The following is a 21,186-nucleotide window of genomic DNA, read 5'->3' on the forward strand; positions in this document are numbered from 1 at the left end:
CCGGTCGATGGAAACTGTGCCCGCCGACGGGCTGCTCGCCGCATCCTGGCTGCTGATCGCGCTGCCGCTGGCCGGCGCCGCCGTGCTCCTGCTCGGCGGACGCCGCACCGACCGCTGGGGCCACCTGCTGGGCGTGGCCACGGTGGTCGTGGCCTTCCTCATCGGCGTGGTCTGCACCGTCCAGCTCGACGGGCGCGCGGTGAGCGTGGACCTGTTCACCTTCGTCTCGGTCGGCTCGCTCGACGTGAACGCCGGCCTGCTCTACGACCCGCTGTCCGCGGCGTTCGTCCTGCTGATCACCGGCGTCGGCGCGCTCATCCACGTCTACTCGGTCGGCTACATGGCGCACGACCCCGGCCGCCGCCGCTTCTTCGCCTACCTCAACCTGTTCGTCGCGGCGATGCTGCTGCTGGTCCTCGGCAACAACTTCGTGATGCTCTACGTGGGCTGGGAGGGCGTCGGGCTGGCGTCCTACCTGCTCATCGCCTTCTGGTACACGCGCCCCACGGCGGCGACCGCCGCGAAGAAGGCGTTCATCATGAACCGGGTCGGCGACGTCGGGCTGGCGCTGGCGATCTTCCTGATGTTCGCCCAGCTGGGCACCGTCACCTACGAGGGCGTCTTCGGCGCGGTCGGCACGCTGGCCGGCGGCACGATCACCGCCCTCGGACTGCTGCTCCTGCTCGGCGCGTGCGGCAAGTCCGGCCAGTTCCCGCTGCAGGCGTGGCTGCCCGACGCGATGGAGGGTCCGACCCCGGTGTCGGCGCTGATCCACGCCGCGACCATGGTCACCGCCGGCGTCTACCTCATCGCCCGCTGCGCCCCGATCTACGACCTGACGCCGACCGCCCGCGCCGCCGTTCTCGCCGTCGGCGCGATCACGCTGACGATCGGCGCGATCGCCGGCTGCGCCCAGGACGACATCAAGAAGGTGCTGGCCTACTCGACGGTCAGCCAGATCGGCTACATGTTCCTGGCCGTCGGGCTGGGGCCGGTGGGCTACGTCGCGGGCCTGGCGCACCTGTTCACCCACGGCTTCTTCAAGGCCGGGCTGTTCCTCGGCGCCGGGTCGGTCATGCACGCGATGAACGACTCGGTGGACATGCGCCGCTTCGGCGGGCTGGCCACCCGGATGCGCACCACCTTCGTCACCTTCGGGCTGGGCTACCTCGCCCTGATCGGCTTCCCGTTCCTGTCCGGCTTCTACACCAAGGACGCGATCATCGAGGCCGCGTTCGACCGTGGCGACGGCTGGGGCTACCTGCTCGGGACGGTGGCGATCCTGGCGGCCGGGCTCACCGCCTTCTACATGACCCGGCTGATGCTGATGACCTTCTCCGGCCGCCCCAGGTGGGAGGAGGGCGTCCACCCGCACGAGGCGCCGCCGGTCATGACGGTGCCGATGGTGCTGCTGGCCGTCGGCTCGGTGGTCGCCGGCTTCCTGCTGGTGGTGGCCTTCCCGCTGGAGGAGTGGTTCACCCCGGTGTTCGGGGAGCCGGAAGCCGCCGAGCACGTCGTGGCCCCCCTGCTGGTCAGCGCGCTCGTGACGCTCGTGATGCTGCTCGGGGTCGGCGCGGCCTGGCTGTTCGTCGGCCGCCGCGAGGTCCCGGTGATCGCGCCGGCGCGGGTCTCCCTGCCGGTCCGGGCCGCCCGCCGCGCGCTGTACGCCGACACGGTCAACGAGTCGGTGTTCATGCGGCCGGGCCAGTGGCTGACGCGCGCGCTGGTCTTCGTCGACAACCGCGGTGTGGACGGCGCGGTCAACGGGCTGGCCGCGACGCTGGGCGGCTCGTCGTCCCGGCTGGGCCGCACGCAGACCGGCTTCGTGCGCTCCTACGCCCTGTCGATGCTCGGCGGCGCGGTCGTCGTCGCCGGGGCGCTGCTGGCGGTGACGGCGGGATGAGCGGCTCTGCTCTCCTGCCGGCTCCGCCGGGCGGCAGGAGACCGAAGGTGACGACCCCGAGGACGACCGACGAGAGAGGTCCCCGAGCGTGACTGACTTCCCGTGGCTGCTGGCGATGATCGTCGTGCCGGCCGTCGGTGCCGCCCTCGTCGCCGCCCTGCCGAAGGGCCGTGACGACCTCGCCAAGCAGGTCGCGCTCGGCGTCAGCGGCCTGGTGCTCCTGCTGGCCGTCCTGGCCACGGTGGCCTTCGACGCCGGCGGCGCCCGGTTCCAGCTGACGACCTCCGTCGCCTGGATCCCGGACTTCGGCGTCGACTTCGCCCTCGGTGTCGACGGCATCGCGCTGGTCATGCTGCTGCTCATCGGCGTGCTGGTGCCCGTGGTGGTCGTCGCGTCCTGGCGGGACACCCCCACCACCCGGCGCTCGATGCGCACCTTCTTCGCCTGGCTGCTGCTGCTCGAGGCGATGATGGTCGGCGTCTTCGCCGCCACCGACGTCTTCCTCTTCTACGTCTTCTTCGAGGCGATGCTCGTCCCGATGTACTTCATCATCGGGAGCTTCGGCGGGCCGCGACGGCAGTACGCCGCGGTGAAGTTCTTCCTCTACAGCCTGGTCGGCGGCCTGGTGATGCTGGCCGCGGTCATCGGGCTGTACGTGGTCAGCAGCGCCGAGCTGGGGGAGGGGACGTTCGCCTTCGAGGCGCTGCGGCAGATCGAGATCGACCCGGGCGTGCAGAGGCTGCTGTTCCTCGGCTTCTTCGTCGCCTTCGCGATCAAGGCGCCGCTCGTGCCGTTCCACACCTGGCTGCCCGACTCCGGTGCCGAGGCCCCGATCGGCGGCGCGGTGCTGCTGGTCGGCGTCCTGGACAAGGTCGGCACCTTCGGGTTCATCCGCTACTGCCTGCCGCTGTTCCCGGACGCCTCCCGGGACCTCGCCCCGTTCGTCCTGGTGCTCGCCGTCGCCGGCATCCTCTACGCCGCGTTGCTGGCGATGGGGCAGTCGGACATGAAGCGGCTGGTGTCCTACACCTCGGTCGCCCACTTCGGCTTCATCGCGCTGGGCATCTTCGCCTTCACGACCGAGGCGGCCACCGGCTCGGTGCTCTACATGGTCAACCACGGCATCGCGACCGGGCTGCTGTTCCTCGTCGTCGGCATGCTCATCGCGCGCGGCGGCTCCCGGCTGGTCGGGGACTACGGCGGCGTCGCCGCGCAGGCCCCGCTCCTGGCCGGCACCTTCCTCGTCGCGGGCCTGGCCTCGCTGGCCCTGCCGGGCACCAACAGCTTCGTCAGCGAGTTCCTCGTGCTGATCGGGTCGTTCCCGGAGGTCCCCGTCTACACCGTGCTGGCGACCGTCGGGATCATCCTCGCGGCGCTCTACATCCTGCTGGTGTACCAGCGCACCATGCACGGCCCGCCCCGCGGCGTGCTCCTCGAGCCGCAGCGGACGGCGCAGCCCGGCGGGACGACGGATACCCCGGCCGCGGGCGGCGCCACCGCGACCGCCACTGCCACCGCCACCCTGGCCGCCCCCGCGCTGGCGCGGCTTCGGGTGCGCGACCTGTCCCGCCGCGAGCTGGCCGTCGCCGCGCCCATGGTCGCGCTGGTCATCGCGCTCGGCGTCTACCCGCAGCCGCTGCTGGACCTCATCGAGCCCGCGGTCGCCGCGACGATGAGCGACGTCGGCGCCGACCCCGCCGGCGTGCAGCCGGCCACCACCGACGGGGGCAACTGATGCTGGTCAGCGCGGTCGACGCCATCGAGGCACCGAGCCTGTCGCTGGGGGGCCTCGCCCCGCTGCTGTTCGTCTTCGGGGCCGCCTGCGTCGGCGTCCTCGTCGAGGCCTTCGCGCCGAGGGACGTCCGCCACCCGGTGCAGGTCGCCGTCGCGCTCGTCGGCACCGTCGGCGGCCTGGTGACCAGCCTGCTGCTCGCCGGGACGCGGGAGGTCACCGCCGGTGGCGCGCTGGCCGTCGACGGCCCGGCGGTCTTCCTGCAGGCCACCATCGCCGGCCTCGGGGCCCTGTCGATCCTGCTGTTCGCCGAGCGCGCCCTGGACCCGGCCCGCTCGGCGTTCGTGGCGGCCGCCGCGGTGCCCGCCGGCAGCCCGCGCGACCGGGAGCTGATGACCGCGCCGCGGGTGCAGACCGAGGTCTACCCGCTGGCCACCTTCGGCATCGGCGGCATGATGCTGTTCGTCGCTTCGAACGACCTGCTCATCATGTTCGTGGCCCTCGAGGTGCTCAGCCTGCCGCTGTACCTGATCAGCGGGCTGGCCCGCCGCCGCCGGCTGCTCTCGCAGGAGGCGGCGCTCAAGTACTTCCTCCTGGGCGCGTTCGCCTCGGCGTTCTTCCTCTACGGCCTGGCCCTCGTCTACGGCGCCACCGGCAGCGTGCGGCTCGCCGACATCCGGGCGGCGTCCGCGGCCAGTGGCAGCGACGTGCTGCTGGTCCTGGGCCTCGCGCTGCTGGTCGTCGGGCTGCTGTTCAAGGCCAGCGTCGCGCCGTTCCACTCCTGGACGCCGGACGTCTACCAGGGCGCCCCCACGCCGGTCACCGCCTTCATGGCCGCCTGCACCAAGGTGGCCGCGTTCGGCGCCATCCTGCGCCTGCTCTACGTCGCCTTCGGCACCAGCGAGTGGACGTGGCGGCCGATCGTCTACGGCATCGCGATCGTCTCGATGGTCGTGGGCGCCGTCCTCGGCCTCACCCAGACCGACCTCAAGCGGATGCTGGCGTACTCCTCGATCGCGCACGCCGGCTTCCTGCTCACCGGCGTCATCGGGTACGGCGGCGGTGCGGACGGCGACAGCACCGGGCTGCCCGCGACGATGTTCTACCTGCTGGCCTACGGGCTCACCACGCTCGGGGCCTTCGCGCTGCTGACGCTGGTCCGGGACGGCGACGGCGAGGCCACGCACCTGTCGAAGTGGGCCGGGCTGGGCCGGCGCTCGCCGCTGACCGCCGCCGTCATGAGTCTCTTCCTCCTGGCGCTGGCGGGGATCCCGCTCACCAGCGGCTTCACCGGCAAGTTCGCGGTGTTCCGGGCCGCCATCGACGACGGCGCGTGGCCGCTGGTCGTGGTGGCGCTGCTGGCCAGCGCGGTGGCGGCGTTCTTCTACTTGCGGGTCATCGTCCTCATGTACTTCTCCGAGCCCGCCGCCGACGGCCCGACCGTGGGGGTCCCCGGGCTGCCCACCACGATCGTGCTGGCCGTGACGGTCACCGCGACCATCGTCCTGGGGATCGTGCCCGGGGCGGTTCTCGACCTGGCCGAGCAGGCGGCTATCTTCGTCGGTTGATGACCGGAGCCAGCGCCGCCGTCGACGGGGACACCCCGGTCGAGACCTGGCAGCGGATCTCGACCCCCGCCTCGACGATCGGGCCGTGGTTGCCCGAGGGGGACCTCGGCCCGCGCCTCGCCGAGGGGCTGGCGCGCGTCGAGGAGGCCCTGCTCACCGCCGTCGACAGCGAGCACGCGTTCATCTCGGAGGCCGCCGGGCACCTGGTCGCCGCCGGGGGCAAGCGGTTCCGGCCGCTGCTGGCGCTGCTGGCCGCCGAGCTGGGCGACCCGCGCGCCCCGGGGGTGATCGAGGCGGCGGTCGTCTGCGAGCTCACCCACCTGGCGACGCTGTACCACGACGACGTCATGGACGAGGCCGCCGTCCGCCGCGGGGCGCCGAGCGCCAACAGCCGGTGGTCGAACAGCATCGCCATCCTCACCGGTGACCTCCTGTTCGCCCGCGCCTCCGACCTGCTGGCCGATCTGGGCCCCGAGGCGGTGCGCATCCAGGCGCGCACCTTCGAGCGCCTGGTGACCGGCCAGATCCTGGAGACCGTCGGCCCGCGCCCCGGCGACGACCCGGTGGCCCACCACCTGCAGGTGCTGGCCGACAAGACCGGCTCGCTGGTGGCGACCTCCGCCCGCTTCGGCGCCTCCTTCGCCGGCGTCGGCGAGGACCTCGTGGCGGCGCTGACCGCCTTCGCCGAGGAGGTCGGGGTCGCCTTCCAGCTCTCCGACGACCTGCTCGACATCGTCAGCCGGGACGGTGCCTCGGGGAAGTCGCCGGGCACCGACCTGCGGGAGGGCATCGCCACGCTGCCGGCGCTGTTCGCCCTGGCCGGGGACGACCCGGCCGAGGCGCGCCTGCGCGAGCTGGTCTCCCGGCCGATCACCGACGACGCCGAGCACGCCGAGGCGCTGGACCTGCTGCGCTCGTCGGCGGCGCTGGAGCGGGCCACCGGGGTGCTGCAGGAGTACGCCGACCGGGCCCGCGCGCGGCTGTCCGCCGTCCCGGAGGGGCCGGTCCGTGACGCGCTCCGGGCGCTGTGCGACTACGTCGTCACGCGCACCAGCTGAGCTCCCCGGGCATGCTGGGGCGGTGCGCGCCCGCCTGACCTGCCTGGTCGCCGTCGCCGCGCTGCTGACCGCCTGCACCGGCGGCACGGCGGCCGAGGAGCCCGGCCCCACCTCGCCGACGCCGCCGCCCGCGGACAGCAGCGCGCCCGCGTCCCCGACGCCCGCCCCGGTCGTCCCCGCCCTCGACGTCACGGTCGTCGCCGACGGGCTCGACCACCCGTGGGACCTCGCCCAGGCGCCCGACGGGACGCTGCTGCTCGACGAGCGGGGTGGCGGGCTCACCGCCGTCCTCCCCGACGGCACCGTCCAGGAGGTCGACGCCGACTTCGCCGACGTCTTCGCCCGCGGGGAGACCGGCCTGATGGGGCTGGTCCTCGACCCGGACTTCGAGCGGAACCGACGCTTCTACACCTGCCAGGGGCGGGACGACGGCGCTGACCTGTCGATCGCGGTCGTGGCCTGGGCCGTGGACGACGACTGGCGCCGCGCCACGCGGGTCGTCGACCCGCTGCTCGGCGGCGTCCCGGTCAACGAGCGGATCGGCCGGCACGGCGGCTGCCGGCTCCGCTTCGACCCCACCGGCGCCCTGCTGGTCGGCACCGGTGACACCGCCGTCCCGGACAGCGCCCAGGACCTCGGCACGACGGCCGGCAAGGTGCTGCGGATCGACCCCACCACCGGGGAGGCGGCCCCCGGCAACCCGTTCGCCGGCCGGCCGGGCGCCGAGCCGCGGGTGTGGACGTTCGGGCACCGCAACGTCCAGGGTCTGGCGCTGCGGCCCGGGACCGACCAGGTCTTCGCCGTCGAGCACGGTCCCGACCGGGACGACGAGGTCACCCTGCTGCGGGCAGGCGGCAACGGCGGGTTCGTGCCCTTCGGGCCCGGCTACGGCGAGTTCGTCCCGATGACCGACCCCACGCTGCCCGACGTCCTCCCGGCCACCTGGGCCTCTGGGGAGCCGACGATCGCTCCCTCCGGCGCCACCTTCCTCCTCGGCGACCGGTGGGGGGCCTACGAGGGGCTGCTGCTGCTCGGCGTCCTCAAGGGGCGCGGCGTGCTGGCCCTGAGGGTCGCCGACGACGGTGCGCTGCTCGAGCAGTTCCGGCTGCCGGAGTTCGAGGGGACGTACGGCCGGATCCGGACGGTGCAGCTCGGCCTGGACGGCGACCTGTACGTCACGACCGACAACGGGAACGGGACCGATCAGGTACTCCGGGTCGCGCCACGCGCCTGACCCGCCTGTTCGTCGGACGTCTCGGACATCACGAGGTTGTGACAGAAGTCATCAATTCGTAATGGTGCGCGTGTCCGTGTTCCACGGCCGCCCTCGTGGCCGAGCACAAAGGGGAATCCCATGCGCCGCTCCCGTCTGATCCTCGCCCTCCCTGCCGCCACGGCCCTGGTCCTCACCGGAGCCGCGCCCGCCTGGGCCGGTGGCGACCACGACAACGGCAACGACGCCTGGGCGGAGGTCACCGACATCAACGACGAGGCGGAGCTGGAGGAAGACGGCGACGAGCTCGACGTCACGTTCAAGTACAAGTGCGACGACGACGATGACGACGACGACATCACCGCCGACGTGACCGCCAAGAACCGCCACGAGGACATCCGCTACGAGGTGGAGGACGAAGACCTCGACTGCAACGGCGAGGAGAACGAGATCACCGTCACGCTGAAGAAGAAGGACGAGGCCGCCGAGGAGGGCGACTGGGTCAAGGTGACCGTGACGATCAGCGAGGACGACGACGAACTCGACGAGGAGTCCGAGTGGGTCGAGGTCGTCGACGAAGCGAACGGTGACAACGGCGACCACGGCGACCACGACGGCCACGACGGCCACGACGGCCACTGAGCCCAGCGCCGTGAGGAGCTGACCTCACGCACGAACGCGAGGGGCCCCGGGAACCTGGTTCCCGGGGCCCCTCGTCGCGTGTCTCACGCCGGAACGAGCGTCAGGCGTCGACCGTCCAGGTGTCGCCGCCGGACAGGATGGCGTCGAGGTCGGCCGGCGACTGCGTGCGCGCGTCCTCGATCTGGTCGGCCATCATCCGGTCGTAGGTCGGCTTCTGCACCGCCCGGAACACGCCCATGGGGGTGTAGCGGAGGTCCTGGCTGGACAGCCGCGACAGCGCGAAGGCGTAGGACGGGTCCTGGCGCGTGACGTCGTGCACCACGACGTCCTCGGCGGCGACCTGGTTGGTCTCGGCGATGCGCAGGCCGCCCACCTCGTCGCGGACGACGCAGGACGCGCCCTCCGGCCCGAACACCAGCGGCTTGCCGTGCTCCAGCGGGATCGACCACTGCGTGCCGGTGGTCGGGTCCTTGAGCAGGTCGAAGGCGCCGTCGTTGAAGATGTTGCAGTTCTGGTAGATCTCGACCAGCGCGGTGCCCTGGTGCTCGGCCGCCTGGCGCAGCACGTCGGTGAGGCCCTTACGGTCGGAGTCCATCGCCCGGCCCACGAAGGTCGCGTCGGCGCCGATGGCCAGCGACACGGGGTTGAACGGGTGGTCCAGCGAGCCCATCGGCGTGGACTTGGTGACCTTGCCGACCTCACTGGTGGGCGAGTACTGGCCCTTGGTGAGCCCGTAGATCCGGTTGTTGAACAGCAGGATCTTCAGGTTCACGTTGCGGCGCAGCGTGTGGATCAGGTGATTGCCGCCGATGGACAGCGCGTCGCCGTCCCCGGTCACGACCCAGACCGACAGGTCGGGACGCGACGCGGCCAGGCCGGTGGCGATCGCCGGGGCACGGCCGTGGATCGAGTGCATCCCGTAGGTGTTCATGTAGTACGGGAAGCGGGACGAGCATCCGATGCCCGAGACGATGACCATGTCCTCGCGCGCGATGCCGAGGCTGGGCAGGAAGCTCTGGACCGCGTTGAGGATGACGTAGTCACCGCACCCCGGGCACCAGCGGACCTCCTGGTCGGTCTTGAAGTCCTTGGCCTTCAACGCGATCTGCTTCTCGCCCTGGCTCCCGAGGGAGCGGGCGATGGCGTCCGCGATGGGACCCTCGGCCGGCATGCCGAGGTCGATCGTGGTCACTGGGTGCCTCCGGTGGTGGAGTCGATGACGTCCTGGACGACCCCGGCGAGCTCGGCGGCCCGGAAGGGCAGCCCGCGCACCTGGGTGTGGCTCTGGACGTCGACGAGGTACTTGCCGCGCAGCAGCAGGGACAGCTGCCCCATGTTCATCTCGGGGCAGACGACCTGGTCGTAGCGGCGCAGGACGTCCCCGAGGTCGGTCGGCAGCGGGTTGAGGCAGCGCAGGTGGATCTGCGCGACCGAGCGCCCGGAGCGGCGGATCCGGCGGCAGGCCGCCCCGATCGGGCCGTAGGTGGAGCCCCAGCCGATGACGGCGACCCGGGCGTCGCCGTCCGGGTCGTCGACCTCGGTGGGCGGGAGGGTCGCCGCGATGCCGTCGACCTTGGCCTGGCGCAGCCGCGTCATCAGGTCGTGGTTGGCCGGGTCGTAGGAGATGTTGCCGGTCTTGTCGGCCTTCTCCAGGCCGCCGATCCGGTGCTGCATCCCCGCCGTGCCCGGGATCGCCCACGGGCGGGCCAGGGTCTCGGGGTCACGCAGGTAGGGAAGGAACTCGCCGTCCTCGCCGTTGGGCTCGGTGGCGAACTCGACCCGCAGGTCCGGCAGGTCCTCGACGTCCGGGATCTGCCACGGCTCGGCACCGTTGGCCAGGTACCCGTCGGACAGCAGGATCACCGGAGTGCGGTAGGTCAGCGCGATCCGCGCGGCTTCCAGCGTCGCGTCGAAGCAGTCGGCGGGGGAGCGCGGCGCGATCACCGGCAGCGGTGCCTCGCCGTTGCGGCCGAACATCGCCTGCAGCAGGTCCGACTGCTCGGTCTTCGTCGGCAGCCCGGTGGAGGGCCCGCCGCGCTGCACGTCGACGACGACCAGCGGCAGCTCGGTCATCACCGCGAGGCCGATGGCCTCGGACTTCAGCGAGATCCCCGGCCCGGACGTCGTCGTGACGCCCAGCGCACCACCGAAGGACGCGCCGATCGCCGAGGCGACGCCGGCGATCTCGTCCTCGGCCTGGAAGGTCCGGACGCCGAAGGACTTGTGCCGGGACAACTCGTGCAGGATGTCCGACGCCGGCGTGATCGGGTAGGCGCCGAGGAAGACCGGCAGGCCCGACCGCTGGCCGGCGGCGACGATGCCGAGCGCCAGGGCCTGGTTGCCCGAGATGTTGCGGTACCGACCCGGCGCCATGGGCGCGGGCTTGACCTCGTAGGAGACCGCGAAGGCCTCCGTCGTCTCGCCGTAGTTGAAGCCGGCGCGGAAGGCGGCGATGTTGGCCGCGGCGATCTCGGGCTTGCGGCGGAACTGCCGCTCCAGGAAGCGGATGGTGCCCTCGGTGGGCCGGTGGTACATCCAGCTCAGCAGGCCGAGGGTGAACATGTTCTTGGACCGCTCGGCCTCCTTCTTGCCGAGGCCGGAGTCGGCGAGCGCGTCCAGGGTCATGCTGGTGAGCGGCACGCTGACCAACTGCCAGCCGTCGAGGGAACCGTCCTCGAGCGGGCTGGTGGCGTAGCCGACCTTGGCCAGGTTGCGCGGGGTGAACTCGTCGGAGTCGACGATCAGCAGCCCGCCGCCGGGGAGGTCGGAGATGTTGGCCTTCAGCGCGGCCGGGTTCATCGCGACCAGCACGTCCGGGGCGTCGCCCGGGGTCATGATGTCGTGGTCGGCGAAGTGCAGCTGGAAGGAGCTGACACCCGGCAGGGTCCCCGTCGGCGCGCGGATCTCGGCGGGGAAGTTCGGCAGCGTCGACAGGTCGTTGCCGAACGACGCCGTCTCGCTGGTGAACCGGTTCCCGGTGAGCTGCATGCCGTCGCCGGAGTCACCGGCCAGCCGGATGACGACCCGGTCCAGCTCGACGACGCTCTTGACGAAGGGCGCCGAACTGCCCGCCGAGCCGGCGGTGTCGGGCGGGTTGGTCGTGGTCATCAGTGGTGCACCTCCACCGGCCGAGATTACGTGTCCGTCACGACCCGCGGTCCTGCTGCCGGGGTGACGGTGCGGAACGGCCGGGCCCGACCCGGCTCCTGAGGGCGCAACCCCCGCGCCGGCGTCCCCATTCCGTGACCGTGCTCGCAGGTGAGGGCCGCCCGCACGCGGGGAACGGCGTCCCCCGGCGCGCCGTTGTCCCGACGTGCAGCGCTGGAGCAACGGGCTGAAGACCGCGGTCCTCCTCGGACTGATGGGCGGGATCATCCTGGCCGCCGGCGCGCTGATCGGGGGACGCGGGGGGTTGTTGGTCGCCCTCGTCGTCGCCCTGGCGGTCAACGGCTACGCGTACTTCAACAGCGACAAGCTCGCCCTGCGGGCCATGCGGGCCTTCCCGGTGACCGAGACCCAGGCGCCGGCGCTGTACGCGATGGTCCGGGAGCTGGCCACCGAGGCCCGGCAGCCGATGCCGCGGCTCTACGTGAGCCCGACCGACCAGCCGAACGCCTTCGCGACCGGGCGCAACCCGCGCAACGCGGCCGTCTGCGTCACCCAGGGCATCCTCGAGCTGCTCGACCGCCGCGAGCTGCGCGCTGTGCTCGCCCACGAGCTGTCGCACGTCTACAACCGGGACATCCTGATCAGCTCGGTCGCCGGCGCCATGGCGACGGTAATCACCTACCTGGCGCACATGGCGATGTTCGCCTCCCTCTTCGGCGGGCGCTCCGACGAGCGCGGCGGCGGCAACGCCCTGGGCAGCCTGCTGCTGGTGGTCCTCGGCCCGCTCGCGGCCGGGCTGGTGCAGATGGCGGTCAGCCGCAGCCGGGAGTACCAGGCCGACGCCTCCGGGGCCACGCTGTCGCAGGACCCGCTGGCCCTGGCCTCCGCGCTGCGCAAGATCGAGCGCGGGGCGGCGGCTCGTCCGCTGCCGCAGGAGGACCGGCTGGTGACCCAGAGCCACCTTATGATCGCGAACCCGTTCCGGGGGCCGGGGCTGGCGTCACTGTTCTCCACGCACCCGCCGATGCCGCAGCGCATCGCCCGCCTCGAGCAGATCGCCCGGGAGCTCGGCCGCGGCTGAGCCCGGGCCTGCGGCTCAGCGGTAGTTGTCGAACTGCAGGGCGACGTCGAGGTCCTTGCCGCGCAGCAGCTGCTGCACCGCCTGCAGGTCGTCGCGCTTCCTGCCGCTGACCCGCAGCTGGTCGCCCTGGATCTGAGCCTGCACGCCCTTCGGCCCCTCGTCGCGGATGATCTTGGCGATCTTCTTGGCGGTGTCGGACTCGATGCCCTGCTTGATCCGGGCGGAGATCTTGTAGCTCTTCCCGGAGGACTGCGGCTCGCCGGCGTCGAGGGACTTCAGCGAGATCTTGCGCTTCACGAGCTTGTCCTTGAAGACGTCGAGAGCGGCGGTGACCCGCTCCTCGGTGTCGGCCTGGAGCGTGACGCCCTCCTCGCCGGACCACGCGATGCTGGCGTTGGTGCCGCGGAAGTCGAAGCGCTGGGCGAGCTCCTTCGCGGCCTGGTTGAGCGCGTTGTCCACCTCCTGGCGGTCGACCTTGCTCACCACGTCGAAGGACGAGTCGGCCATCTGTGGGTGCTCCTCTCGGTCCGCCGTCCGGGCGCGGGGGGCCTGGCAGGGACGGCGGCGTCGTCTTGTACGCTCTCCCGGTACCACCACGGCGGGTTGCCCGAGTGGCCAATGGGAGCGGACTGTAAATCCGTCGGCTTAGCCTACGAAGGTTCGAATCCTTCACCCGCCACAGGTGTGCCCGAGGCCCCCGACCTCCTCGTGAGGTCGGGGGCCTCGTCGTCCCCTCACCGGCTCGTTCCCTGGCCGGCGCGTCAGGTGACCGTCGGCGCCCGGGCGCTGGCGACGGCGGTGCGGTCGAGCGGTTCGCCGCCGCGGAAGAGCCACCCGAAGGCGATCTCGACCCGGCGGCTGCAGTGCACGGTGACCTCCACCCCGTCCGTCTCGGTCGACCAGGCGTCGAGCGGGGTGCCGCCGTCGACGAGCTGGTCGGCCACGGCGGCCCGGGTGCTCGCCACGGTGAGCGGCAGGGCGGACCCGAGCCCCGTGGCGTACAGGGCGGCCTCGTCCGTCGCGTTGGCGGCGGCGAGCGCCGCTCCGTCGCACACGGCCTGCACCTCCTGCTGTTCGAGGAACGCGTCGGACGCCGAGATCGCCCCGAACGCCATGAGTGCGGCGACCAGCCAGCAGACCAGGACCAGCGGCAGCGTGGAGCCGCGCTCGGACTCCGGCACTTGGCTTCGCACGGCGGGGAGCGTAGGGCGTGTCGCCTCTCGTCCACGGCTTGTGGACAGCGCTGTGGACGGCTGTGGACGCCGCGCCGAGAGTGCCGGTGCCAGGCTCCGGAGCCTGTGGATCGCGCGGAACACGCCCTCCACTGTCCCGATCTCGTCCCTTCCGGCACAGGAGTCTCACCCGTTCCAGTGGTCACACGGACGGGTGACACAGAGGCAGATCGCGCTACGGACAGTGACGGCATGACGATTTGTCACACCGTCGTGATCTTCCGTGCTTGTCCCGATCGGGTGACGGGCAGCAATCTCTCGGGCGCGGTCCGTACCGAACGACGCTCTGCCCCCGCGCCTGGGTGACTGCCGCAGATCCGAGCAGTCCTTCATGCCTGAGGAGGCGTCATGAACACGAACACGCAGCGTGGGGCCAAGTGGGGTCGCGGGGCCAAGTGGGGTCGCGGGGCCAAGTGGGGTCGCGGAGCCAAGTGGGGTTGTTGAGCCACCGCTAGACACCCTCGGGGCGGTCGGTCCGGCGGCGGGCCGGCTGCCCCGTTCGGGTTGGTGGCGCTCCCTCCGAGGCGATTCCCGCTGTTAGCCTCGGCGCGCTCTCCTCCCCTTTCCCAGAATCCGGGTGACGTTGGCCAGTCCCGAGCCGCGCGCGCCGTTGCCACGGGCCGCCGCGCCACTCCATCCGTGGACCATCGCGGCAGGCGGTGTCCTGCTCGCGGTGATCGTCGCCGTCCTCGTCTTCCCCGGAGCGAGCACGGCGTTCGAGCCGTTGCCCTTCGTGCTGGTCGCGATCGCGTTCTTCGTGACCGAGACCGTCTCCCTCCAGATCGAGTTCCGGCGACAGACCTATCTGTGGTCCGTGAGCGAACTGGCGATGACCCTCGCCCTGGTCGAGGTCGGCGGGCTCTGGGCGGCAGTCGCCCGAGTCCTGGGTCTGGGCGTCAGCCTGGCCGTGCAGCGCTACGCGCCGGCCAAGGCCGTGTACAACCTCGCGGTCGCTGTCGTCGAGATGGCCGTCGCCGCCGCCGTCCTCGAGATCCTCCCCGTCGGCGAGCTGACCGCGCCGATCACCTGGGTCGGCCTCATCCTCGCGGTCCTGGCGGCCGACGTCGTGGGCACCTCACTCGTGGTGACCGCGATCCGGCTCAGTGGGGGCAACCCCGGACGGCAGTTCTGGCAGGAGCAGCTGCTCCCGATCGCCGTGGTGGGGCCGTTCGCGGTCTCCGTGGCCGTCGTCGCCCTGCTGCTGACCTCGCTGACGCTGTGGTCCTCGGTGCTCATGCTCCCTGCCGCCGCGGCCGTCATCCTGTTGTTCCGGCGGTTCGCGGCCGTGGCGCGGGAGAGCAAGCGGCTGGAGCGGGTGTACGAGTTCGCCCGTCGCGTCGAGGGCGTCCCGCCGGACGAGGAGGGGACCTTCCAGATCGTCGACGCCGTCCGGGAGCTGCTCAACGCCGAGCGGGTCGCCCTGTGGCTGCCGCCGTACCTCGACGAGGGGCCCCAGCTCGTCGTCGCCGCCGAGGACGGCCGCTCCTGGTACGACGGTCCCGGCGACCCCGACGACCTCATCCGCCGGCGCGCCACCGACGGGTCCAACGACGGCCCGCTGCTGGTGTCCCTCGCCCGCGCCACCGAGGCCGAGGCCGCCGCGCTGTGCCGCCGCGGCGCCCGTGACCTGCTCGCCGCTCCGGTGGCCACCGCCGCCGGCGAGCCGGGCTACCTGGAGGTCTGCGACCGGCGCAGTGACGTGATGACCTTCGCCGACGGGGACCGGTCGGCGCTGGACTCCATGCTGACCCACGTCAACGCGGCGATCCGGCAGCAGCAGCTGCTCACCCAGATCCGCTACGACGCCGACCACGACCGGCTGACCGGCCTGCCCAACCGGCAGCGCCTCGCCGTGGAGATCGACGCGCTGCTGGCCGCCGACCCGGTGGGGGGCCGGGTGGGCCTGATCCTCGCCGCGCTGGACAACTACAGCGAGGTCACCGACACCCTCGGGCACGCGGCCAGTGACGAGCTGCTGCTGGTCACCGCCGGCCTGCTGCGCGAGCACGCGCCGCCCCAGGCCCTGGTCGCGCGCATGGAGGGCGAGCAGTTCGCCGTCCTGCTGCCCGGCCTGTCCCTGGCGGCGACCGAGCGCGCCGCGCGCCGGCTGCGCGAGGCCACCTCGACCCGCGCCCGCGTCGCCGGGCTCGACCTCGAGGTCACCCTCTCCATCGGTGTGGCCGCCGCGCCGGTGCACGGCACCGACGCCGGCACCCTCATGCAGCGCGCCGACGTCGCCCTGCTGGCCGGGTCCGGCTCCAGCGGGATGGCCAGCTATCACCCGGTCCTCGACCAGCAGAGCCTGCGCCGCCTGCAGCTGGGCACCGAGCTCGAGCAGGCGATGGCCGACGGGCAGATCAGCGTCGTCTTCCAGCCGATCATCGACGCGCGGTCCTCCGACATCGTCTCGGTGGAGACGCTGGTGCGCTGGGCCCACCCGCGCTACGGCGCCATCGCGCCGGACGACTTCATCCACCTGGCCGAGCAGATCGGCCGGATCGGCCTGCTCACCGACCACGTGCTCGACCTCGCGCTCGCCCGCTGCCGCAAGTGGCTGGACCAGGACATCGCCCTGTCGGTCGCGGTCAACCTGTCGGCGCGCTGCCTCGCCGAGCCCGATCTGGTCGACCGGGTGCGCCGGGCGCTGCGGCGGCACGGCGTCCCCGGCGAGCTGCTCACCCTCGAGCTCACCGAGGGCAGCGTCGTGGACGACTCGGTGCGCAGCAGCACCGTCCTCGCCGACCTGCACGCCCTCGGACTGCGGCTGTCCATGGACGACTTCGGCACCGGGTACTCGTCCCTGTCCCAGCTGCGGCAGCTGCCGATCGACGAGGTCAAGATCGACAAGTCCTTCGTGCTGGGGATGTCGACCAGCCAGGGCGAGTCGTTCATCGCCCGCTCGATCATCGAGCTGGCCCACAACCTGGGCCTGCGCGTCGTGGCCGAGGGTGTCGAGGACGAGCTGACCCGCAACCTCCTGGCCGAGATGGGCTGCGACAAGCTACAGGGCTTCCTGGTCAGCCGGCCGCTGCCCGACGACCGCCTGGAGAGCTGGATCCTCGCCCGCACCGGCGTCCGGTCCGCCGTCCCGGGCACCCCGCACCGCCGGTTGTTCGTCCGCACGTGACCGGCCGGGCGACCCCCCTGCAGCAGGTGCCCGGAGGCGTCAGGTAGAGTCTTCGACGGCTCCGGCCAACGCCCCTTTAGCTCAGTCGGCAGAGCGTCTCCATGGTAAGGAGAAGGTCTACGGTTCGATTCCGTAAAGGGGCTCCGACCAACCGGTCCTGTCGCGAGACCGGCCCGTGCGGTCATCCCGGCGGTGTAGCTCAGCCAGGCAGAGCAAGCGGCTCATAATCGCTGTGTCACCGGTTCAAATCCGGTCACCGCTACTCTCGACGGACCCCGCACCCCGGGGTCCGTCGTCGTGTGGGCGCCGTCCGCACGCCGGGCCCGGCAGGCCCGTCCGACAAGGCGAGGAGTACTCCCGTGGCAGCCACCGACATCCGTCCGAAGATCACCCTGGCCTGCCAGGAGTGCAAGAACCGCAACTACATCACCCGCAAGAACCGGCGCAACGACCCCGACCGGCTCGAGCTGAAGAAGTACTGCCCGAAGGACCGCAAGCACACGGTGCACCGCGAGACCCGCTGACCCAGCGGTCCTAAGCGAAGGAGGGCGGGAGCATGGCGCTTGATCCGACACTGGTCGGGCGCAGCTACCCGCCCTCCGCCGTCTACGAGGTCGGCCGGCAGAAGATCGCCGAGTTCGCCGCCGCCATCGGCGAGACCGACCCCGTGCACCGCGACCCCGGCGCCGCCCGCGCCGCGGGGCACCTCGACGTCGTCGCCCCGCCCACCTTCGCGATCGCGCTGACCCTCTCGGCGGCCGGCGTGGTCGTCGAGGACCCGGACGTCGCCCTCGACTACAGCCGCGTCGTGCACGGCGAGCAGAAGTTCACCCACCACCGCCCGATCCGTGCCGGGGACCGGCTGGTCGCCACCCCGACCATCGAGGCGGTGCGCAGCATCGCGGGCAACGACCTGCTCACCACGCGGGTCGACGTCACCACCGAGGACGGCGAGCCGGTGTGCTCGGCCACGTCGATGCTGGTCGCCCGGGGGACGGCATGAGAGCCGCGGACGTCGCCGTCGGCACCGAGCTGCCCGAGCAGACCTACCGGGTCACCCGCGCCGACCTGGTGCGCTACGCCGGCGCCTCGGGGGACTTCAACCCCATCCACTGGAACGAGCGCGTGGCCACCGAGGTCGGCCTGCCCGGCGTCATCGCTCACGGAATGCTGACCATGGCGCTGGCCGGGCGGGCGGTCACGGCCTGGGCCGGCGACCCGGGCGCGCTGGTCGAGTACCACGTCCGCTTCGGCCGGCCGGTCGTCGTCCCGGACGACGACGAGGGCGCCGCGGTCACCGTGCGCGGGAAGGTCGCCGCCCTCGGGGAGGACGGTCGCGCCCGCGTCGACCTGACCGTCACCAGCGGCGGTGAGAAGGTCTTCTCGCTGGCCCGCGCCACCGTCCGGCTGGCGTGAACGCGCGGCGCCGAGCCGTCGTCGCGGCCGCCTCGGTGCTGCTCCTGGCCGGCTGCGGGACCTCGTTCGTCGACACCGTCGCCGCCGAGCGCGCCGACCCCACCCCGACCGCGTCCCCCGCCGAGGAGCCCGGCAGCTGCGACCGGCGCGCCGAGCCCGACCCCGACCGGCCGGTGGTCGACCTCGACGTCCGGCTGGAGGACGACCTGCGCACGGTCACCGGCACCGAGACGGTGGTCTTCACGCCCGACCGGGCCACCGACGAGCTGGTCTTCCGGCTGGTCCCCAACGCGCCCGACGCGGCCCGCGCGGGCAACCGCCTGACCGTCGACGGCGTCCGCGGGGACGACGTGGCCGCGGGCGACTACGAGGACGCCGCCGCGGAGGGGCCCGGCGGGCTGTACGTGGTCCGGCTGGACGACGAGCTCGCGGCCGGGGCGTCCACCGAGGTGGAGCTGGACTTCACGCTCGCGCTGGGCGAGGGCCGCTTCGAGCGGGTCGGCACGGCCGAGGGGGTGTCCTGGTGGGCCAGCGGCGCCCCGCTGCTGGCCTGGGAGCCCGGGGTCGGCTGGGCCCGCGACCCGTTCGTCGAGGTCCAGGGAGAGACCGCGAGCAGCGCGGTCGCCGACACCACGATCCGCGTCTCGGCGCCGGAGGACCTCACCGTCCTCATGACCGGGGACCAGGACCAACCCTCCGCGCCCAGCGACGGCCGCCGGACGTGGACGTCGACCGAGCCGGTGGCCCGGGACGTCAGCGTCGCGGTGGGGGAGTTCACCACCGCCACGGCCGCCACCCCGAGCGGCGTCGAGGTGACCACCGGGGTGCTGCCCGACCCGCAGGTCCCGGCCGACGAGCTCGCCGGCTGGACCGTCGAGGCGATCACCGACCTGGAGGAGCGCTTCGGCGCCTTCCCGTACGAGACCCTCACCGTGCCGCTGCTGCCGGACTACGGCGGTGGCATCGAGTACCCCAGCTCGATCCTGCTGGCCGGCGCCACCCGACTGGTGCTGCTGCACGAGGTCGCCCACATGTGGTTCTACGGGATGGTCGGCGACTCCCAGTTCCGCGACCCCTGGCTGGACGAGGCGTTCGCCAGCTACGCCGAGTCGGTGGCCTTCCCGGTGCCGGACGCCGAGGTGGACCAGGCGTTGCGGGCTCCCGGGGACGTCGGCTCGGCGATGGACGAGTTCCCCGGCACCGGCGCATACTTCGGCCGGGTCTACGGCAAGGGCGGCGCCGCACTGCTCGCCGCGCGCGAGGCCGCGGGCGCGGAGGCGTTCGACGCCGCGCTGCGCTGCTACGTGGACGCCAACGCCTGGACCACCGCGACCCCGGCCGACGTCGCCCTGGCGCTGCAGGACCTGCCTGCGGCCCTCGACGTCCTCGTGGACGCCGGGGCCCTGCAGGAGGACGACCTCCCCGGCTGAGTGGGGTCGTTCCTCAGTCCGCGGAACCGAGCAGGCGCTGCATCCGGCTCACGCCCTCGACCAGGTCGTCGTCGCCGAGCGCGTAGGACATCCGCAGGTAGCCGGGGGTGCCGAACGCCTCACCGGGGACGACGGCGACCTCGGCCTCCTCGAGGACCAGCTCGGCGAGCTCGACGCTGTCGTTCGCCGTCCGCCCGGCGATCGACCGGCCCAGCAGGCCCTTGACCGACGGGTAGGCGTAGAACGCCCCCTGCGGCTCGGGGCAGGCCACGCCGGGGATCTCCCGCAGCATCGACACGATGGTCCGGCGCCGCCGGTCGAAGGCCTCCCTCATCGTCGCCACCGCGGACAGGTCGCCGTTCAGCGCGGCGATGGCGGCCGCCTGTGAGACGTTGGCCACGTTGGACGTGGCGTGCGACTGCAGGTTGGTGGCCGCCTTCACGACGTCGGTCGGGCCGACGATCCAGCCGACCCGCCAGCCGGTCATCGCGTAGGTCTTGGCCACCCCGTTGACGACGACGCACCGGTCGGCCAGCTCGGGCACCACGACCGGCAGGGAGGGGGCGGTCGCCCCGTCGTAGGTCAGGTGCTCGTAGATCTCGTCGGTGAGCACCCACAGCCCGTTGTCCAGCGCCCAGCGGCCGATCTCCTCGACCACCTCGGGCGGGTAGACGGCGCCGGTGGGGTTCGACGGCGAGCAGAACAGCAGCACCTTGGTCCGCGGCGTGCGGGCGGCCTCCAGCTGCGCCACCGACACCAGGTAGCCGCTCTGCTCGTCGGCCACGACCGGCACCGGCACACCGCCGGCGAGGGCGATCGCCTCCGGGTAGGTCGTCCAGTACGGCGCGGGCATCAGCACCTCGTCGCCGGGGTCGAGCATCGTCGCGAACGCCTCGTAGACGGCCTGCTTGCCGCCGTTGGTGACCAGCACGTTGGCCGGCGTGATCTCCAACCCGGAGTCCCGGGCGGTCTTGGCGACGATCGCCTCCTTGAGCGCCGGCAGCCCGCCCGCGGGTGTGTAGCGGTGCATGGCCGGCTGGCGGCAGGCGGTGATGGCGGCCTCGACGACGTAGTCCGGCGTCGGGAAGTCCGGCTCACCGGCGCCGAAGCCGATCACCGGCTTGCCCGCCGCCTTGAGCGCCTTCGCCTTGGCGTCCACGGCCAGCGTCGCCGACTCGGCGATGGCAGCGATCCGGCGGGAGACCCGCCGCTGCGCGGGCGGCAGGTCGGGGGCGGGGGCAGCGGGCTCCGAGGAGGAGACGGCGGTCATGCCCTCATCGTGTCAAAGGGCGGCGTCCGGGGTCGCCCCCGTTCCCGGGAGCCCGGCCCCGGCGTCCCGCCGCAGCCGCACGTGCGCCACCGAGGGTGACGGCGCGCACCCGACGCAACCCGAGCCGGCGAGGGCGGACCGCCTCGGGGCGGCGCGCCCGTCGCGGCACCGCCACCCCTTTCGGAGGGACGTTGGCTGAGGAGCCCGTCGGTCCCGTACACTCGCTGTCCTGGGGCTGTTTGACCCCGCCACCGGCGTGCCCCGGATGCCCCCACGGGCTCGGTGCTGTCCGTGGTGGGGGCGCGCGGGCCCAGGCCCGGCCCAGGGCATAGGGGTGTAGCTCAATTGGCAGAGCAGCGGTCTCCAAAACCGCAGGCTGCAGGTTCAAGTCCTGTCACCCCTGCCC

17 protein-coding genes and 4 tRNA genes are annotated in these 21,186 nt (G+C 72.5%); 16 read left to right on the plus strand and 5 right to left on the minus strand.

Going from position 1 to position 21,186, the window contains the following annotated elements; all coding sequences use genetic code 11:
- Window positions 1–7: 7 nt before the first annotated feature.
- From nuoL to ACI782_RS08700, 6 genes are all read left to right on the plus strand, one after another.
- Entirely contained in the window at window positions 8–1,903 is a 1,896-nt protein-coding gene (gene nuoL, locus ACI782_RS08675; protein ID WP_456908129.1) for an NADH-quinone oxidoreductase subunit L, read from the plus strand.
- A gap of 88 nt (window positions 1,904–1,991) precedes the next feature.
- Entirely contained in the window at window positions 1,992–3,638 is a 1,647-nt protein-coding gene (locus ACI782_RS08680) for an NADH-quinone oxidoreductase subunit M (protein ID WP_456908131.1), read from the plus strand.
- Complete coding sequence (gene nuoN, locus ACI782_RS08685; RefSeq protein WP_456908133.1) at window positions 3,638–5,203, plus strand: NADH-quinone oxidoreductase subunit NuoN; 1,566 nt, start codon at window positions 3,638–3,640, stop codon at window positions 5,201–5,203. Before ACI782_RS08680 ends, nuoN begins: the two co-directional genes overlap by 1 nt.
- Entirely contained in the window at window positions 5,203–6,261 is a 1,059-nt protein-coding gene (locus ACI782_RS08690; protein ID WP_456908135.1) for a polyprenyl synthetase family protein, read from the plus strand. Before nuoN ends, ACI782_RS08690 begins: the two co-directional genes overlap by 1 nt.
- Before the next feature lie 22 nt (window positions 6,262–6,283).
- Window positions 6,284–7,495: a PQQ-dependent sugar dehydrogenase gene (locus ACI782_RS08695; RefSeq protein ID WP_456908137.1), complete on the plus strand. Its 1,212-nt coding sequence runs from the start codon at window positions 6,284–6,286 to the stop codon at window positions 7,493–7,495.
- 120 nt (window positions 7,496–7,615) lie between these two features.
- Entirely contained in the window at window positions 7,616–8,116 is a 501-nt protein-coding gene (locus tag ACI782_RS08700) for a hypothetical protein (RefSeq protein ID WP_456908139.1), read from the plus strand.
- Window positions 8,117–8,216: 100 nt separating this feature from the next.
- On the opposite strand, the gene ACI782_RS08705 is transcribed toward ACI782_RS08700, so the two are convergent.
- Both ACI782_RS08705 and ACI782_RS08710 read right to left on the minus strand, forming a co-directional pair.
- Window positions 8,217–9,308, minus strand: coding sequence for a 2-oxoacid:ferredoxin oxidoreductase subunit beta (locus ACI782_RS08705; protein ID WP_456908141.1), 1,092 nt, complete (start codon window positions 9,306–9,308; stop codon window positions 8,217–8,219).
- Window positions 9,305–11,224, minus strand: coding sequence for a 2-oxoacid:acceptor oxidoreductase subunit alpha (locus tag ACI782_RS08710; protein ID WP_456908144.1), 1,920 nt, complete (start codon window positions 11,222–11,224; stop codon window positions 9,305–9,307). Before ACI782_RS08710 ends, ACI782_RS08705 begins: the two co-directional genes overlap by 4 nt.
- 205 nt (window positions 11,225–11,429) lie before the next feature.
- Between ACI782_RS08710 and htpX the strand changes: the two genes are divergently transcribed.
- On the plus strand, window positions 11,430–12,305 hold the full coding sequence (gene htpX, locus ACI782_RS08715; RefSeq protein WP_456908146.1) for a zinc metalloprotease HtpX: 876 nt from the start codon (window positions 11,430–11,432) through the stop codon (window positions 12,303–12,305).
- A 15-nt stretch (window positions 12,306–12,320) separates the two neighbouring features.
- On the opposite strand, the gene ACI782_RS08720 is transcribed toward htpX, so the two are convergent.
- Window positions 12,321–12,812, minus strand: a complete 492-nt coding sequence (locus tag ACI782_RS08720; protein WP_456908148.1) for a YajQ family cyclic di-GMP-binding protein — start codon at window positions 12,810–12,812, stop codon at window positions 12,321–12,323.
- 90 nt (window positions 12,813–12,902) lie between these two features.
- On the opposite strand from ACI782_RS08720, the gene ACI782_RS08725 reads away from it, so the two are divergent.
- Window positions 12,903–12,984, plus strand: a tRNA-Tyr gene (locus ACI782_RS08725).
- An 82-nt stretch (window positions 12,985–13,066) separates the two neighbouring features.
- On the opposite strand, the gene ACI782_RS08730 is transcribed toward ACI782_RS08725, so the two are convergent.
- The gene (locus ACI782_RS08730; RefSeq protein WP_456908150.1) at window positions 13,067–13,498 is read right to left on the minus strand and encodes a pilus assembly protein TadG-related protein; all 432 of its coding nucleotides are present in this window, start codon (window positions 13,496–13,498) and stop codon (window positions 13,067–13,069) included.
- Between the two features lie 616 nt (window positions 13,499–14,114).
- Between ACI782_RS08730 and ACI782_RS08735 the strand changes: the two genes are divergently transcribed.
- From ACI782_RS08735 to ACI782_RS08765, 7 genes are all read left to right on the plus strand, one after another.
- The gene (locus ACI782_RS08735) at window positions 14,115–16,664 is read left to right on the plus strand and encodes an EAL domain-containing protein (RefSeq protein WP_456908152.1); all 2,550 of its coding nucleotides are present in this window, start codon (window positions 14,115–14,117) and stop codon (window positions 16,662–16,664) included.
- 70 nt (window positions 16,665–16,734) lie between these two features.
- A tRNA-Thr gene (locus ACI782_RS08740) sits at window positions 16,735–16,807 on the plus strand.
- A 45-nt stretch (window positions 16,808–16,852) separates the two neighbouring features.
- Window positions 16,853–16,926 (plus strand) — tRNA-Met (locus ACI782_RS08745).
- Between the two features lie 97 nt (window positions 16,927–17,023).
- Window positions 17,024–17,188 (plus strand): 50S ribosomal protein L33, encoded by a 165-nt coding sequence (rpmG, locus tag ACI782_RS08750; RefSeq protein ID WP_456908153.1) that lies wholly within the window; start codon window positions 17,024–17,026, stop codon window positions 17,186–17,188.
- Between the two features lie 32 nt (window positions 17,189–17,220).
- Window positions 17,221–17,667, plus strand: coding sequence for an FAS1-like dehydratase domain-containing protein (locus tag ACI782_RS08755; RefSeq protein WP_456908155.1), 447 nt, complete (start codon window positions 17,221–17,223; stop codon window positions 17,665–17,667).
- Window positions 17,664–18,080, plus strand: coding sequence for a MaoC/PaaZ C-terminal domain-containing protein (locus tag ACI782_RS08760; RefSeq protein WP_456908157.1), 417 nt, complete (start codon window positions 17,664–17,666; stop codon window positions 18,078–18,080). Before ACI782_RS08755 ends, ACI782_RS08760 begins: the two co-directional genes overlap by 4 nt.
- Window positions 18,077–19,510 carry a peptidase M1 gene (locus ACI782_RS08765; protein WP_456908159.1) on the plus strand — a complete coding sequence of 478 codons (1,434 nt, stop codon included), beginning with the start codon at window positions 18,077–18,079 and terminating at the stop codon, window positions 19,508–19,510. Before ACI782_RS08760 ends, ACI782_RS08765 begins: the two co-directional genes overlap by 4 nt.
- Before the next feature lie 13 nt (window positions 19,511–19,523).
- Here the strand turns inward: ACI782_RS08765 and ACI782_RS08770 are convergent, their stop codons facing one another.
- Window positions 19,524–20,780 carry a pyridoxal phosphate-dependent aminotransferase gene (locus tag ACI782_RS08770; protein WP_456908161.1) on the minus strand — a complete coding sequence of 419 codons (1,257 nt, stop codon included), beginning with the start codon at window positions 20,778–20,780 and terminating at the stop codon, window positions 19,524–19,526.
- A 330-nt stretch (window positions 20,781–21,110) separates the two neighbouring features.
- Here ACI782_RS08770 and ACI782_RS08775 point away from each other — a divergent pair.
- A tRNA-Trp gene (locus tag ACI782_RS08775) sits at window positions 21,111–21,183 on the plus strand.
- Window positions 21,184–21,186 lie beyond the last annotated feature (3 nt).

The sequence above is a fragment of the Geodermatophilus sp. SYSU D00703 genome (assembly GCF_054050155.1).

What these genes read in the sequence shown, in the direction of transcription:
- nuoL (WP_456908129.1), top strand. Translation starts at nt 8, where the DNA reads ATGGAAACTGTGCCCGCCGACGGGCTGCTCGCCGCATCCTGGCTGCTG.
- nuoN (WP_456908133.1), top strand. Translation starts at nt 3,638, where the DNA reads ATGCTGGTCAGCGCGGTCGACGCCATCGAGGCACCGAGCCTGTCGCTG.
- ACI782_RS08690 (WP_456908135.1), top strand. Translation starts at nt 5,203, where the DNA reads ATGACCGGAGCCAGCGCCGCCGTCGACGGGGACACCCCGGTCGAGACC.
- ACI782_RS08700 (WP_456908139.1), top strand. Translation starts at nt 7,616, where the DNA reads ATGCGCCGCTCCCGTCTGATCCTCGCCCTCCCTGCCGCCACGGCCCTG.
- ACI782_RS08710 (WP_456908144.1), bottom strand. Translation starts at nt 11,224, where the DNA reads ATGACCACGACCAACCCGCCCGACACCGCCGGCTCGGCGGGCAGTTCG.
- ACI782_RS08720 (WP_456908148.1), bottom strand. Translation starts at nt 12,812, where the DNA reads ATGGCCGACTCGTCCTTCGACGTGGTGAGCAAGGTCGACCGCCAGGAG.
- ACI782_RS08755 (WP_456908155.1), top strand. Translation starts at nt 17,221, where the DNA reads ATGGCGCTTGATCCGACACTGGTCGGGCGCAGCTACCCGCCCTCCGCC.
- ACI782_RS08760 (WP_456908157.1), top strand. Translation starts at nt 17,664, where the DNA reads ATGAGAGCCGCGGACGTCGCCGTCGGCACCGAGCTGCCCGAGCAGACC.
- ACI782_RS08770 (WP_456908161.1), bottom strand. Translation starts at nt 20,780, where the DNA reads ATGACCGCCGTCTCCTCCTCGGAGCCCGCTGCCCCCGCCCCCGACCTG.